This window comes from Vibrio clamense (assembly GCF_050337905.1).
Lineage (GTDB): Bacteria > Pseudomonadota > Gammaproteobacteria > Enterobacterales > Vibrionaceae > Vibrio > Vibrio cortegadensis.
In genome coordinates this window covers 33,297-48,982 of record NZ_JAKJTJ010000018.1, presented here as the reverse complement: position 1 = coordinate 48,982, position 15,686 = coordinate 33,297, and the positions used below count along the sequence as shown (strand labels likewise).

The 15,686-nt window shown below is 42.3% G+C and carries 10 protein-coding genes; 3 read left to right on the top strand and 7 right to left on the bottom strand.

The window, feature by feature from the left end; translation table 11 throughout:
• Positions 1 to 93: 93 nt before the first annotated feature.
• The 6 genes from L4C39_RS00930 to napF form a co-directional block, all read right to left on the bottom strand.
• The gene (locus tag L4C39_RS00930) at positions 94 to 228 is read right to left on the bottom strand and encodes a TIGR02808 family protein (RefSeq protein WP_017051224.1); all 135 of its coding nucleotides are present in this window, start codon (positions 226 to 228) and stop codon (positions 94 to 96) included.
• Between the two features lie 13 nt (positions 229 to 241).
• Positions 242 to 817, bottom strand: coding sequence for a NapC/NirT family cytochrome c (locus L4C39_RS00925; protein WP_017051225.1), 576 nt, complete (start codon positions 815 to 817; stop codon positions 242 to 244).
• A 30-nt stretch (positions 818 to 847) separates the two neighbouring features.
• On the bottom strand, positions 848 to 1,306 hold the full coding sequence (locus L4C39_RS00920) for a nitrate reductase cytochrome c-type subunit (RefSeq protein ID WP_429743891.1): 459 nt from the start codon (positions 1,304 to 1,306) through the stop codon (positions 848 to 850).
• A gap of 84 nt (positions 1,307 to 1,390) precedes the next feature.
• Positions 1,391 to 3,880 carry a periplasmic nitrate reductase subunit alpha gene (gene napA / locus L4C39_RS00915; RefSeq protein WP_429743889.1) on the bottom strand — a complete coding sequence of 830 codons (2,490 nt, stop codon included), beginning with the start codon at positions 3,878 to 3,880 and terminating at the stop codon, positions 1,391 to 1,393.
• Positions 3,877 to 4,182: a chaperone NapD gene (locus tag L4C39_RS00910; protein WP_017051228.1), complete on the bottom strand. Its 306-nt coding sequence runs from the start codon at positions 4,180 to 4,182 to the stop codon at positions 3,877 to 3,879. The genes napA and L4C39_RS00910 overlap by 4 nt, the downstream gene beginning before the upstream one ends.
• Before the next feature lie 36 nt (positions 4,183 to 4,218).
• Entirely contained in the window at positions 4,219 to 4,716 is a 498-nt protein-coding gene (gene napF, locus L4C39_RS00905) for a ferredoxin-type protein NapF (protein WP_017051229.1), read from the bottom strand.
• A gap of 242 nt (positions 4,717 to 4,958) precedes the next feature.
• On the opposite strand from napF, the gene narQ reads away from it, so the two are divergent.
• From narQ to L4C39_RS00890, 3 genes are all read left to right on the top strand, one after another.
• On the top strand, positions 4,959 to 6,668 hold the full coding sequence (gene narQ, locus L4C39_RS00900; RefSeq protein ID WP_429743886.1) for a nitrate/nitrite two-component system sensor histidine kinase NarQ: 1,710 nt from the start codon (positions 4,959 to 4,961) through the stop codon (positions 6,666 to 6,668).
• Position 6,669: 1 nt separating this feature from the next.
• Positions 6,670 to 7,302 (top strand): response regulator, encoded by a 633-nt coding sequence (locus L4C39_RS00895; protein ID WP_029203222.1) that lies wholly within the window; start codon positions 6,670 to 6,672, stop codon positions 7,300 to 7,302.
• Positions 7,303 to 7,511: 209 nt separating this feature from the next.
• Positions 7,512 to 8,219: a substrate-binding periplasmic protein gene (locus L4C39_RS00890; protein WP_261889685.1), complete on the top strand. Its 708-nt coding sequence runs from the start codon at positions 7,512 to 7,514 to the stop codon at positions 8,217 to 8,219.
• Positions 8,220 to 8,383: 164 nt separating this feature from the next.
• On the opposite strand, the gene L4C39_RS00885 is transcribed toward L4C39_RS00890, so the two are convergent.
• Complete coding sequence (locus tag L4C39_RS00885; RefSeq protein WP_429743883.1) at positions 8,384 to 15,655, bottom strand: Ig-like domain-containing protein; 7,272 nt, start codon at positions 15,653 to 15,655, stop codon at positions 8,384 to 8,386.
• Positions 15,656 to 15,686 lie beyond the last annotated feature (31 nt).

Below are 15,686 nucleotides of genomic sequence, written 5' to 3'. Positions count from 1 at the left end.
AAAAGAAAACCCCGAATTAACGGGGTTTTCTTAAAATGAAAGAGGAGCTACAAAATAGGCAAAATCATCTCTCCTCAACCATTGCTTTTTTACTTAGACTTCTTTGTCTTTTCCTAGAGAAAGGAATCCAACAGAGATGGCAGCAACAACAGCGAATCCGCTTAAAATAATCACGGGCATTGCACTGTAGCCAAGAATATGCCAAATAACTGATTCTAAAGTACTCATTCTGTAACTCCTATTACCAGCCTTCAACGCCGCTCATGTCTGGAAGTTTATGTGCAATACCTTTGTGGCAATCTACACACGTTTTTTCACCTGAAGCGAGTGCGGTAGAGTGTTGTTTAACACTACGTGGGCCTTGCTCAGAAAAGTCCATAAATTCAAATTCATGACAGTTACGACACTCTTGAGAATTGTTACTCTTCATTCGATGCCATTCTCGTTCTGCTAGGTGTGAACGTCTTGCTTTGAACTTCTCGTCAGTACCGATGGTATCAGTAACAAAGTAAGCAAAAAGCTCTTTAGACGCTTGAACTTTACGTACTATTTTGTCTGTCCAGTTGTGTGGAACGTGACAGTCAGAACAGATAGCTCGTACACCTGAACGGTTTGAGTAGTGAACCGTTTCTTGGATTTCAGCAACGATAGGGGCATGACAACCAGAACAGAATTCTTCCGTATTAGTTGCTTCCATACCCGTGTTGAATGCACCCCAGAAAAGAAGACCTCCAGCAAATCCCATAAATAGAACAACACCTACAGCTGCTTTACTTGGGCTTCTTAATCTGGTCCAAAACGCTTTTAATAATTTCATATATAGCCTCTCTTATGCCTTTGGCTATGATTATTTTAATGAATCAACGCGTTGGAATTCATTCTCAACTAATGGTTTAGCATCAGCTTGAGGAACGTGACATTGCAGACAGAAGTAACGACGAGGTGATACATCTGAAAGCACTTGGTCTTCGCGGTTCATGTAGTGAGTGACACTAATTTTAGTTGCACCCATCTCTTTAGCGTTTTTCCAGCTGTGACAAGAAAGACATTTGTTCGCATTAAGAGACACTTCGTAGTTACGAATTGTGTGTGGAACAAGAGGTGGCTGATATACGTAGTCACTGTCTAATGTTACGTGATCTTTTGGGAAACGTTTAAAATTGTCTGCCGCACGTGTTACTTCAAGTTCAGAAGCTCCACGTAGGGATTCTACGCCACCAATACCGCCTGGGTTATCAAGCTCAGCTTGAGCAACACCAGTCATCAAAGCACCGATTGATAAAAGGGCAATAATCAGTTTTTTCATGTTTATTTCTCCGCCTTATGGCTAATTCTTTGATTGGCAACCTAAGGCTCTAGGTTGCCAGTGCAATCATTTCTGTTCTGGTGCTTAAGATACTTTCGTGATCTTAACTGGACACTTCTTAAAGTCTGTCTGTTTAGACAGTGGGTCCGTAGCATCAAGGATCAGTTTGTTGATCAGAATGCGAGCATCAAAGAACGGTACAAATACCAATCCTTGCGGTGGACGGTTACGACCGCGAGTTTCCACTCGAACTCGAACTTCACCACGAGCGTTTTCCATTAGAACTTCATCACCTCTGCGTAAACCACGTGCTTTTGCATCAGCAGGGTGGATGTAACAAAGTGCATCAGGAACGGCTTTGTAAAGCTCAGGAACACGACGAGTCATTGTGCCTGTATGCCAGTGTTCAAGTACACGTCCAGTACATAGCCACAAGTCATATTCTTTATTTGGTACTTCCGGTGGCGCTTCGTATGGTGCTGAAATGATCAGAGCCTTGCCATCTGGTTTACCATAGAATTCCCATCCAGCACCTTTCTTAACATACGGGTCAGAGCCTTCTTTGAAACGCCATTTAGTTTCTTTGCCATCAACAACAGGCCAGCGTAAGCCACGTACGTTGTGGTAAACGTCGTATGGTGCTAAATCGTGACCGTGACCGCGACCAAATTCTGCGTACTCTTCGAATAGGCCTTTTTGTACGTAGTAACCGAAGTGGTGTGCATCGTCGTTCAATTCACGAGCTTCTTCGATAGGGAATTTATCTACTTGACCGTTTTTGTACAGCATATCGTACATAGTTTTTCCACGGTACTCAGGTGCTTTTGCAAGCAACTCTTCAGGCCAAACATCTTCCATTTTGAAGCGCTTAGAGAACTCCATTACTTGCCATGAATCTGACTTCGCTTCACCAACTGTACCCACTTGTTGATACCAAGCTTGTGTACGACGTTCAGCGTTACCGTAAGCACCTTCTTTTTCTACCCACATTGCGGTTGGAAGAATTAAGTCAGCCGCTTGAGCGGTTGCTGTTGGGTAAGGGTCAGAAACAACGATGAAGTTTTCAGGGTTACGGTAACCAGGCAAACGTTCAGTATTAATATTTGGACCCGCTTGCATATTGTTATTACATTGAACCCAGTAAGCGTTGATCTTACCGTCATTTAACATACGGTCTTGTTTAACCGCGTGAGCGCCAGGCTTCGCAGGAATCGTTCCTTCAGGAAGTTTCCAGATTTTTTCAGCAATAGCACGGTGTTTAGGATTTTTAACCACCATATCCGCAGGAAGACGGTGTGAGAATGTACCAACTTCACGAGCTGTACCACACGCGGATGGTTGACCTGTAAGTGAGAACGGGCTGTTACCTGGAGTCGCAATTTTACCTGTAAGAAGGTGAATGTTGTACACCAAGCTGTTCATCCAAACGCCACGAGTATGTTGGTTCATACCCATAGTCCAAAGTGACATGACTTTGATGTTTGGATCAGCATATTGTTTAGCAAGCTCAATCAGTTTCTCAACAGAAACGCCTGACATTTCAGAAGCTTTCTCTGCTGTATAAGAAGCAACAGAAGCTTTGTAACCTTCAAAATCAAGTGGGTGCAGTTTACCAACGTTCGGGTTTGCTGCTTTCACTTGAAGTGGATCGTCATCACGTAGGCCGTAACCGATATCAGTCGTTGCTTGCTTGAAGTTCGTGTGCTTGTTTACGAAGTCCCAATTTACAGCATCGTTTTGGATGATGTAGTTAGCAATGAAGTTAGCGATAGCAAGGTCAGACTGTGGTTCAAAAATGTAACCAGTATCTGCTAGTTCAAATGAACGGTGGTAATAAGTCGATAGTACATTCACTTTTACGTGTGGATGGCTTAAACGACGGTCAGTGATACGAGTCCATAATACAGGGTGCATTTCTGCCATGTTAGAACCCCACAGAACGAATGCATCTGCGTGTTCGAAATCGTCATAACAGCCCATTGGCTCATCGATACCGAAAGTACGCATGAAGCCACCTACAGCAGAAGCCATACAGTGACGAGCGTTTGGATCGATGTTGTTTGAACGGAAACCCGCTTTCATCATTTTAGCGGCGGCGTAACCTTCCATTACTGTCCACTGACCTGAACCGAACATGCCAATACCCGTTGGGCCATGTTTTTTCAGTGCCGCTTTCCATTTTTCAGCCATTGTATCGAAAGCAACATCCCAAGAAACAGGTGCGAAATCACCGTCTTTGTCATATTTGCCATCTTTCATACGAAGAAGAGGAGTTTCAAGACGGTCTTTGCCATACATGATTTTTGACAGGAAGTAACCTTTAATACAGTTGAGGCCTTTGTTTACAGGTGCTTCTGGGTCACCCTGTGTCGCAACAACCTTACCGTTTTGAGTACCAATCAGAACAGAACAGCCTGTACCACAAAAACGACAAGCCGCTTTATCCCATGTTATTTTTGTTTGGTCTGAACTAGCGATCAGATTCGTAGCAGTAGCTGGCAATGTTACGCCCGCAACCGCTGCCGCTGATGCAGCTGCATTTGCTTTCACAAATGCACGTCTTGTCATTTTCATACTTCACCCTCAATTTGGGAATGGTTAGTTCCAGTGTCTGTATCCATATCGTCTAGGTCGGTTTCGATTTGGTGGTAAACCAAAGCAGTGCCTAAAACATTTGGTAAATCGTTGATCGCTTCTATAGTGTCGGTTACATAACCTTGGTTTTCGGTTTCCAACACCACAACTATTTTTCCTTTAGGACTATCGCCATAGATTTCTGCATTTTCGAATTGTTCGATTTGCGCTTTGATCTCAGCTAAGTGTTCAGGAGCAACATGCACAACCAAACTTGAAATATGCACTTCATTTAGTGCCATAAATTACTCTCGTTATTATCGCCGAAGCGAATGTTATTATAGTTTTTCGCCTTGGCGAACATTGCTCACATTGATGGCTGAAGTAGGGCAAACGGCAACACAAGCACCACAGCCACTGCATTCATCAACGTTAATTTTTGGGTTCGCAACTCGACCTACTTGTAGATCAAATTGAATTGCCATGGGCTCACACATATCCCCACAGCTTCGACATTCCACATTTTGGTTCGCTAAGCACTTTTCGCTGATACTTGCTTTTGCATCCCAAGCTGGTTCATCTTGTGTTTTAAAAATCGGCTCTGGACACACTTCTGCGCATTGATAGCAAAATGTGCATTCATCGATAGAAAAGTCAACGGTAGGGAACCCTCCATCACCACTAACAATTATTTTGGTCTCACATGCATTCAAACATTTGCCACATCGAGTGCAATCTTCGATGAAGTTTTCTTGTTTTTGAATCCACGGTAAGCGAACCAAACTACTATCAACGTTTTTTCTTGAAAATAAGCGTCTTCTAGATAGGTCAACCACTTAGTACATCCTAAGTATAGTAATAGTGCTAAAAGTGTAGGTTATTTTTCCATTAACATACTTTCATTTTTACTAATACAAATTGTAGTTTTAGAAATATTTGTATAAATACCCCTTAAGGGCTAATTAATGTTGGATGTTGTTTTAGATCAATAAATTCCGTGGCTGTTGATCACATATTGATAGGGTTAATATCAGAGGCGTGGCAAAATGAATGTAATTGAAATTTTTGGAGCTTCATTTTGCTGAACAAACCAGTTCAATCTGTAACCAATACGATAGCTAAAGCTTTAGTACTAATTTTGCTACTTTCTGTCGCAACTACAGGGTTTGCAATCATCACTTTGGCATCTAGTCTGAATGATGCAGAAGCCGTGAATGTAGCTGGTTCCATGAGGATGCAAAGTTATCGTTTGTCCCATGATATTCAAACTAAATCGGTCGATTACGGTGCCCATATTGCCGAGTTTGAAAACTCACTATATTCACCATCAATGAAAGCATTACAGGGTTGGACCGTTCCAAAAGATATCACCATGGACTACTACCGAGTGATAGTTCGTTGGCATGAATTGAAAGACGTGTTACGCAGCAAAGATAAGAGTCAGTATTTAGTATTAGTCGCCAATTTTGTGACTGAAATTGATGGCTTCGTATTCAAATTACAACAGTTTTCTGAACTGAAATTAATCAAACTCGCTTGGGCTGGAGGGTTCGGGTTAGGTGGCATTCTGATTGTTTCATTTTTCGTTGTTCATTTTGTTCGTAAAGAAGTCGTCAAACCACTGAATGCATTAGTTATAGCGAGTGAACAAATTAAAAATCGCAGCTTTGATGTCAAATTGAATGTGACCAGTAATAATGAGTTAGGGATTTTGACTCGAACGTTCAATACAATGGCTGATGATTTGGGGAAAATGTACCTAGGTTTAGAACTTGCGGTAAATGAAAAAACCCATAAATTGCAGCACGCAAATCAATCATTAGAAGTTTTATATAACTCTTCACAAGAGCTAACAGGTGCCCGGATCAGCCAAGATAATTTTCACGCTATACTGCAGCATATTGTGAGTTTAGAAGGTATTCGGGCGGCTAAATTAGAGATCACGGATGTCGGTGGCAGAGCTCTTTTCATCGAAGAGGGTGTCGTGAGTTCAAGTACGGGTCATAAATCTGAGTTGCAAGTGGATGGTAATCATCTCGGGTTCTTATACTGCGAGTATGGCCTGCCTTGCCCGGATCAAACTTTGATAGACAATTTTGTCCAGATCTTGTCGCGTGCAGTTTATTACAACCAAGCACAGAAACAGGCAGAGCAACTCATTTTGATGGAAGAAAGGGCAACTATCGCTCGAGAGCTTCATGATTCCTTGGCTCAGTCACTGTCTTATTTAAAGATCCAAGTTACATTACTCAAAAGAGTTATTGGTAAATGCCCTGTGCACTCAAATAGTGAGCGAACCGCGCTTATACTAGAAGATCTTGGAGAGGGCCTTTCAGGGGCATATACCCAATTAAGGGAGTTGTTAACGACCTTTAGATTAACAATAAAAGAGGGCAGTTTTGGTGAAGCATTAGTTGAGATGACGCGACAGTTAGCGGAACAAACGGATGCAAAAATTACATTGGCGAACCATTTGTCATCAGTAGAACTTGATGCTCATGAACAAGTTCACCTACTCCAGTTGATCCGCGAAGCGACAATTAACGGGATAAAACACGCCAAAGCCCAAAACATAGAGGTTTTGTGCGAACTTTCAAGTGATGAGGTCATGATTAAAATAAGTGATGATGGTGTCGGTTTTGATCTCCAAGATCCGCAATTAAATCACTATGGCATGAGTATCATGCAGGAACGCTCCTCTCGTTTGAATGGTAAATTAGAAGTTAACAGCTCTAAAGGCAACGGGTGTGAAATCATTTTAAAATACAGAAGTACTAAGGAATTATAATTTGACCACGTGTAAAGTGATGTTAGTGGACGATCATCCTCTGATGAGAAGAGGGATAAGCCAACTACTTGGTTTTGAAGATGAATTTGAAGTCGTTGCAGAAGTTAGCAACGGTGCAGATGCTGTGGCAAAAGCTCATGAGATGGACCTCGATTTAATCCTGCTGGATCTCAATATGAAAGGGATGTCGGGTTTAGATACATTAAAAGCGCTGAGAACCGACGGTTCAGAGGCTCAAATTGTTATCTTGACTGTATCTGATAGCCCTGCCGATATCGAAGCGATTGTTAAGGCCGGTGCTGATGGCTATTTATTGAAAGATACAGAACCGGACGAATTAATAGAATTACTTAAAAAAGCGCATGATGGCAGTAAAGCTTACAGTGATGTCGTTGCGCGTTACTTGGCAGACAGTGAGTCAAGAGATGATGTATTTACTCAACTCACAGAGCGTGAAACTCAAATATTGCAAGAAGTTGCAAAAGGCTTTCGAAATAAGCAGATTGCAGAGCGCTTATTTATCTCAGAGTCAACGGTAAAAGTACACATGAAGAGCTTACTTAAAAAGCTTCAAGTTCCCTCACGTACAGCGGCAACAGTTCTCTACCTTGAGCGTTTCGGTGAGATGAAGTAATTGAAATAACCACTCTTAAGGTGCGATAGGCTAAAGGCACACTCGGTTGTATTTTGATTTTATGGATACAATTAGTGTTATTTATAAATGTGTGCCATGCTTAGTCTCTTTTGCATGACTCAGTTCGAGTCAATGCTCTATTATGGGTTTTTGTTTCAATGAGGTTGAACCGTTTTCATTACTGCATATTCTTGATTGCGCTGGTTCCAATGAGCTCAATTGCAGTAACGTCTAAAACATCAAATCATAACACTGTCCGGTTTGCCATCGGAGAGTGGGTTCCTTATACACATAATACTCCCCAATCAGGGCTACTTGAAAAAGTGGTATCGAGCGCCTTTAAATTGCGTGGTTATGATGTCACTTTCGATTACCTTCCTTGGTTACGAAGTGCAAAATTAGTTCAGCATTCTAAATATGATGCCACTTTCCCTTGGTACTCAACTGACGATCGTCGTGAAAACTATCTATTTTCACAGCAATCCATTCTTGATGTAAAAACACTTCTTTTTTATCACATAGATGCCAAGTTTGATTGGCAGTCTTTGCAAGATTTAAAACAATATAATATCGGAGCGGTTGAAGGGTATTCATCGACTAAATTTATTCAGAAAGGCGGAGTTGAAACCATAGATGCTGCGTCATTGGAAGAAAATGCCTACAAACTCTATCGACACCGTATTGACGCTTTCGCAGTAGAAAAAAGAGTTGGAATGCGCTTGATTCATCAAATCTCAGATGATGCTTCAAATACGATCAAAATACACGATAAGCCATTAATGAATGAGCCAATGTACGTGCTTTTTCCTAAAACGGAGAAAGGAGAGTCGCTTCGTAAAGTATTTGATAGTGCGCTTGGTGAATTGAAAAGCAGTGGTTGCTATTCAAAGATTTTAGCCGGTGAAGATTGTGTGTAGAGCCTGAATGTTGAGGGCTAGTGTGGTCGGTATGTCACTGCTAGAACTTGATATTTTTACTGTATGCTAAAAAATACCGCTCATTCTGAAATGAGCGGTATTTATGAGGCTTAATACTTTTTAGAGTGATAACGACTCGTTAAAACTCAGCATTAAACTGTTGGTTAGTTAGAGTGGTCATCGTGTCCATAGTCCACGTTATTTTCTAACTCAGCCAGAGTCCTACTACTTGGCGTTATACGTCTTTCCATCATACGTATTATGCTCAGCGTTTCCGGTTGGAAGCTCCATACATTGCCTTGTATTTCGCTACCGTCATTAAGTAATGTATCGACTCTCCAGTAGTAACTGTCGCTGTACGTTAATGGCGTGATTGCTAAACTGGTTTCGTTGTGTGATTCCGCAATCAGTGTCGAATGATCCCCATTTTCAACTAACTGGCTGTCATCACTTAGATATACTCGGTATCCGACAGTTTGGCTTTGCAGTGAAGAGTGTGTCGCCCAACGCAAAGTAGTTAGATTGTTGATATCCGTAGGTAAGCCATTTGAAGGGCTAGGGGATACCGCAGGTAATCTATTTTGATAAATTTGAGCAATTTGCTCTGCGCTAAATGCTTCATGAGCGACAACAATTTCATCAATCCCATTATTACTGGTTGTGGTATAAATTGAATCCGTTTGACCCGCTTTAGCATAAGCTCCACGACCATATGTTTGACCGGTACCAGAGGTACTGACGTAGCTAAACTCATCAGGAATAGCGATTGAACCTGCTGGTTCACCATTAATAAATCCATTCAGAGTTCGAGCGTCCCAATCCACTGTCATCGCGACATGATGCCACTCATCGCTGTTGGCCATTGATGGCACATCAGTACTGACTTCAATGAAAGGTGATCGAGTTTCAGCGTTTTTATCGTGTATAGCAAAGCGCACTTCGTAAACGCCCTCTTCTGGAACTACGTTCGTTGAGATAACCCAACCATCGCCCATCCAACCACCAGAGGAACGGCGTCCACGACTTGCCAGCTCTTTTAAGCCTGTCATCGTGTCGTCATTACGGAACCACATCGAGTAAGTAAAGTTCTTGTCATTTATCTCCCATACATGTGGGTGATGCTGGTGAGAGCTTGTCTGATTGATGAAGTCCTTCTGGTAAAAAGGGGCTTGGCTAAGTTGATAGCGGAAAGCTTCTCCAGATGCGCCATCTTCTACTTTGTGACTATTACAATCGAGAGGATTTTCAGCGTTGATTTCAGAATCGCCACCTTTGTAGCCCCAGTTTCGCACCTCTAATAACGGTGTAATTACGTTTGAGTAGTCAGTCTCACCCGGTTGAAGGCTGTCAGACATACTATTTGCGAATGCACCAGCGTAGGCATTTTGACACGTTTCAGCGTTTAGACTGTAGTAATCGCTAATGCCAGGCGCTTCGACATTAAGGTGTAAAATACCTCGAGTACTTTGCCCACTTTCATCTTCTAAGACGTAATACCCATCGATTAAGCCAATCCAGCCTTTTGGCGGTGTAAACGTTATCGTATTGTCGCTGTTTATCATAAACTCAGAAGCATTTGCCCCTTTTGTTGATGACTCCATTACTTCTACTTTGGTTACACGTAGTGGTGTGTTATTTGGGTCCCAGTCATTATTTAATACATTTATTGTTCTGCTCTCATCACGTAATGTTGTGTAGTGATCTGGTTGAGCTACAGGGTGAACTGGCCATGTTGGGTAAGGGATGCGTTTGTGATCAAGCAGGCGGAAGCCGTTTACCCAACGATGCTCATTTTTAGCAGCGGAACTACGTTGAACGGTAATTGGAGCACTAGTCGGAACGGCGACACCACGCATTGGGTTGTTACCAAAAATACGTTCTGGATAACATTCATGCTTACAGCCCTGAATGTGTCCCATTTCATGTTGCATAGTATTTTGGTTTGCCCAGCCTGGCGTTGCTTGCCAGAACCAACCATTCGTTACACCGTGTGAGCTAGAAGGCGATACCCACCAACCCATTTCATACCAATTACTCCCTTCTTCTTCGCGTTTATCCCAGAAGTAAGTATTACTGTTGCCCCAGTTGTCACGGAACCTTGCGCGGTCAGTATTATTACCGCCCACTTCAACCATCATGTCAGAAAAAATGATTCGGTGATGATATTGACGCATAGCGGCATAATCACCATTCAAGTTATGGAACTCGGCAAACGCCATTGCTCGACCCATATCATTTTTACCGAACTCAGGATGACTGAATACTTGATAAGAGATTTGCATACCCTCATCACGGCGGAACATATGGTAATCATCGCCATTTTTAGGGATATACCACTCTTTTTCTGTCGGTTGATCACCCACGTCATTCCAGTTTGTTGTTGGAGGTGTGAGGGCTTGCTGATATTGTGCAAGACTTGGGTTGTTTGGACGACAAACAGACTTATCTTCTAGAGGTTGTTGGTAACGATTAAGAATGCTTCCATCCGCACTAAGTTCAAAGAATGGCGCGGCGTTATACCCTAGGAAAACAGAGTAACTAATACTACATTCAGGTAAAATGGCAGCGTTGATATTACTATCAGGTTCGCCAATAATTTGCCCGCGGTATGTTCTAACTTCAGGAATGCTCGCTAATCGGCTTACCCCTCCATTAGCTTCAATCTCCGGGTTAATATTGGCCAGTTGGAAGGTATTGGAGCGTAGTGAGTAACGCTGTAGAAGAACATCAACAGGTTCATCGGCATCATTGATGACTTGGTCACCATTGGTGTCTAGTGCGATCAACTTAACAACCAAGGTATCAGGAAGTTGAAGCATATGATCGTTAGGGTTTAAACCTGCATTTATCTCATCGCCATTATTGATACCGTCGCCATCGGTATCTGAATCAGCACCGTCACTTGGATCGTTTGGATTGAGGTTGTTCGCTAGTTCATCGCTGTTGCTGATGCCATCATTATCGAGATCGTCATGTAGGTCTGAGCCGTCAAATGGGTTCATTCCGTAATTGAGTTCATCTCTGTTATTAATACCATCGTTATCGCTATCATGAAGGTCTAAATCGTTTGGCATTAAAGGATCAAAACCATATTCGATTTCGAGCATGTTGTTGACACCATCACCATCACTGTCGACTAAACTTCCGTCGCTAGGATCAAGCGGGTTTAGGCCATGCTTCACTTCATCACTGTCATTAATACCATCTTTGTCAGTATCGGTATCTGTGATACTCGTATTGAAGTGTTTCTCCACTGAGTCAGGAAGGCCATCCAAATCAGTATCAAATGCCATGCAAGATTCTTCAATATTCAAGCCAAATAGCATAGCTCGATCACCGTGAATCTTAATCTGTGAAACATTGCCAACTTCTGACTCTAGCTCAACAGAGAAAGGCGCTATTCCAGGTTGACTTAAATCCCAGACTGGAGATAGTTCACTATCATCACTGCGTTTTAATATTTGAGCGTAACGATTACCACTACTGCTTGAACGGCTTAAATTGGCCGTAAGCGTATAGGTAGGGCATAAGGTTTCAATTTGATATTCTAGGTTAAGATTGTTCCAAACAGAGCCTCCGTTGGAAAGTGTAATTTGCTCCCCTCCACCGTAGCCTGTCATTAATAACCTCGTACTCATGTGACGTTTTGTCGATAATTTGGACAACATATCATCGTTAAAATGAGAGTAATCTATTTCGTTACTGAGTTCATGGAAATCTTCTGTAGTAGAGGATTGGTAAGGGCTTAAATTGCTCTTATATGGGTCGGTTCCTTGTAGGCGTTCTAGCTGATCAATAACACCGTCACTATCACTGTCAGCAGGTCGTTCGTTAGGGTCGATTGGGGAGTAATTGAAACGAATTTCGTTACGGTTGTTTACACCATCACCATCATAATCTTCGATGGCATCGGAACTATCGTTAGGGTTAAGACCGAAGTGTAATTCATCACGGTTGCTGATACCGTCATTGTCTGTGTCTATCGTTGCGCCGTCAGATGAATCAAGAGGGTCTAAGCCATAGCGAACTTCGTCTCCATCACGGATCCCATCATTGTCAGTATCGGAATTGTTTGGGTCGAGTCCTAGAACGATCTCATTATGATCCGCTAATCCATCACTATCACTGTCACTGACTGCACAATCAGCGGAGACTTGAATATCTTTGATTTGGCTATTGGATCCAGTAAATCTTAGCGTTTCAATCCCACCATTCGTAAGCGCGTCAACGTCAGCGGTTAAGGTATGACGGATGCCTTCGGCTATGCTCGTAGTTGGTACTAATTCTTGAAGGTCATTTTGACGAACAAGAGAGACAGTGCGAGTCACATTGGAACTGGTCATTCGTAGCGCATTGAAAGTTACTTGATAACTAGAGCATTGAATACCAGCTATTTGGAAATCAAGCGATTGGGTTCGACCGTAAATACCGACACTATTATGGATATCTACTTTATTTTCTCCCGCTTGTGCAATTAACTGTAAGCTTGCCGTGTCATCGGTTTTGATGGAGAGCTTCCGAAGCACTTCTTCGGTGAAGTAGCTATTGTCAGGCACACCCGCTAGTTCAGAGAAGTCCTCGTAAAGACTTACGGAATAGTCAACGACTGGAGTATTGCTTTCATCGGAATTATCACCAATACCATCATTATCGCTATCGAGTGATTCAGAGCTATCCAGCGGGAATGCGTCATCTACATCGGCTGCACCATCATTGTCGTCATCCAAGTCTTTATTATTACCGATGCCATCGCCATCAGTATCTAACCATTCAGTTGGATCGGTAGGGAAGGCATCATTTGCATCGTTGATCCCATCATTGTCACTGTCTAAGTCGGCATTGTCACCAATTCCGTCATTATCAGTATCGGTCGACTCGTTACCGTCCAATGGGAATCGATCATTGCTGTCATCAACGCCATCATTGTCGTCATCAGGGTCTTCATTGTTACCGAGACCATCTTTATCAGTATCTAGACTTTCATTAGGGTCAAATGGTAGATCATCGAACTGGTCCTTAATACCATCATTATCATCATCTAGATCTTGGTTATCACCAATACCGTCATTATCGCTATCTAGAGCTTCAGATGGATCGCGAATGAACGCATCAAAACGGTTTGGAACACCATCACCATCAGCATCTTCAACACCATCGGTAATGTTATTCGGGTTTAAACCATTGTTAATCTCTTTACGGTTACTAATACCGTCACTATCCATATCAAGTTCGGCATCAGTGGCATCACTCATATCGAGACCATAACGGTATTCATCATAATTGCTGATGCCATCGTTATCTAGGTCAAGTCGCCCATCTTCAAAGTAGTGGGGGTTTAAACCTGCGTTGATTTCTATATTATTTGGGATGCCGTCTCCATCAGCATCTGTAACACCATCGTTAGGATCTAAAGGGTTAAAATTGTGGCTAAACTCATCTTGGTTGTTGATGCCGTCACCATCGGTATCGGCTTGAGCACCATCGGTATTGTCTGTTGGATTCAACCCTAACTGATACTCAACATTATCTGCAAGACCATCATCATCGGTATCTGTTTTTTTAGGGTCGGTACCAAGTGAGGCTTCAAGAGTATCGGGTAGAGTGTCTAAGTCCCAGTCTGTTAGATTACACTGTGCGGAGATACCGATGTCACTCAACCACATTCGAACGCCGCTTACCGAAATTGTGTCGAGATGATCAGTGGCATTAATTGGGTATTCGTACCATTGGGTAGGTAAACCTGAGAGCACTTTAGTTGGTTGTATGACCAGGCCATCTTCTAAACGTGAAATGGTGATAGAGCCACCTCTACCGCTCGAAGTATTAAAACGAGTTTTGAGTGTGTAACTTTCACAAAGTACATTTTTAATATCGAAGTTAGCGTTTAGATCATCAAATATAGCGAAACCACTATCACGATCGTATCGACCACCTACGTAGCTTGACCAAGCAAGGCTTGTTTGGTTTTGTTCTTTTGGTGTGACTCGGGCAAAACCTTCATCAGTAAGGAAATCACTATCATTTAGACCGATTTCAGAAAAGTTTTCATTGAGGTCAATCGAGTAATCTATCAGGTTCGATCGAGTAGGGTCGGTCCCTTGAAGGCGTTCTTTTTCATCACTCCAACCATCACCGTCAGAATCAACACCATTATCAGGGTTAGTAGGAAGCGTATCATCTACATCAGGCAATCCATCGTTGTCATCGTCTAAATCAGCGTTGTTGCCAATGCCATCACTGTCGCTATCAACCGTTTCTGAAGGGTCTAGTGGGAACGCATCACTTTCATCTTCAACGCCATCATTATCATCATCGTTATCCGCATTATTACCAATGCCGTCATTATCTGTATCAATTGACTCAGAAGGGTCATTGATAAAGGCATCTCTACCGTTATTGACACCATCACCGTCGCTATCCACATCTGCGCCATCGCTACTATCACGAGGATTTAGACCGTTAGTTACTTCAATTAAGTTTGTTAAACCATCGCTGTCAGCATCTTCATTAGCATCTTGCGCATTTGTTAAATCAAAGCGATGTTGGTATTCAGCAAGGTTGCTCATACCATCTTGATCAATATCTAAATTCGCATCGTCACTATTGTTAGGATTCAGACCAACAGCGATTTCAAAACCATCAGGAATCTCATCGCCATCACTATCAATGATGAAATTAGGATCAGTGCCACTTTGGTATTCCAGATTATCATTAATACCATCACCGTCAGAGTCGACTCTTAGAGGATCGGTACCAATCTGTTTTTCCAATTGATCTGGCAAAGTATCGAGGTCGGAATCAAGTAAATCGCATTGCGCATCTACATTGACTCGCCCAAGCCACAAACGTTTACCATCAACTTTTATATTTTCTACTGTATCAGAGCCCGTGAGGGTAAAGGTTTCATCTAATGGTTGTTTTATGCCTGAAATATCAGCTAATGGTTTAATTTCATGGTCATCGTTTAAGCGATTGATGGTGATAGTGCGTTCATTTTTTCTGCTCGACCGCGAATATTGAGTAGTAAGATTATATGTGTCACACAGAATATTTCTGATGTCGATATTGATAGATAAGTCAGAAAAAATAGCGAAACCATTGTCGCGATCATAACGCATATGGCCAACTGGATGTAAAAAACCCAATGAAGTGAACTGGTTTTTTTTTGTTGATAAACTGGCGATGTGGTGGGCTTTGACACGATTGCTATCGGGGATATTTATTTCACTGAAATCTTCTTCAATGGCAACTTTGTAGTTTAAAAGGTTTGAAATGGATGGATTACTACCTTGCCGTTTTTCTTCGGAATCTGTGATTCCATCATTGTCACTATCTAGATTGGGAGGGGCGGATCCGGCGAGGGCGCTAGTTTGCCCCCATGCCAGCATGAGTGCCAGAGTTAATACTGATGGCTTAAAGAAGGTTGAACTCTTCATATAGTCCTCAACTTGAATGTAAATTGCGAGA

Coding starts and splice junctions, on each gene's coding strand:
- L4C39_RS00930 (WP_017051224.1), bottom strand. CDS start 228: ATGAGTACTTTAGAATCAGTTATTTGGCATATTCTTGGCTACAGTGCA.
- L4C39_RS00925 (WP_017051225.1), bottom strand. CDS start 817: ATGAAATTATTAAAAGCGTTTTGGACCAGATTAAGAAGCCCAAGTAAA.
- L4C39_RS00920 (WP_429743891.1), bottom strand. CDS start 1,306: ATGAAAAAACTGATTATTGCCCTTTTATCAATCGGTGCTTTGATGACT.
- napA (WP_429743889.1), bottom strand. CDS start 3,880: ATGAAAATGACAAGACGTGCATTTGTGAAAGCAAATGCAGCTGCATCA.
- L4C39_RS00910 (WP_017051228.1), bottom strand. CDS start 4,182: ATGGCACTAAATGAAGTGCATATTTCAAGTTTGGTTGTGCATGTTGCT.
- L4C39_RS00890 (WP_261889685.1), top strand. CDS start 7,512: ATGAGCTCAATTGCAGTAACGTCTAAAACATCAAATCATAACACTGTC.
- L4C39_RS00885 (WP_429743883.1), bottom strand. CDS start 15,655: ATGAAGAGTTCAACCTTCTTTAAGCCATCAGTATTAACTCTGGCACTC.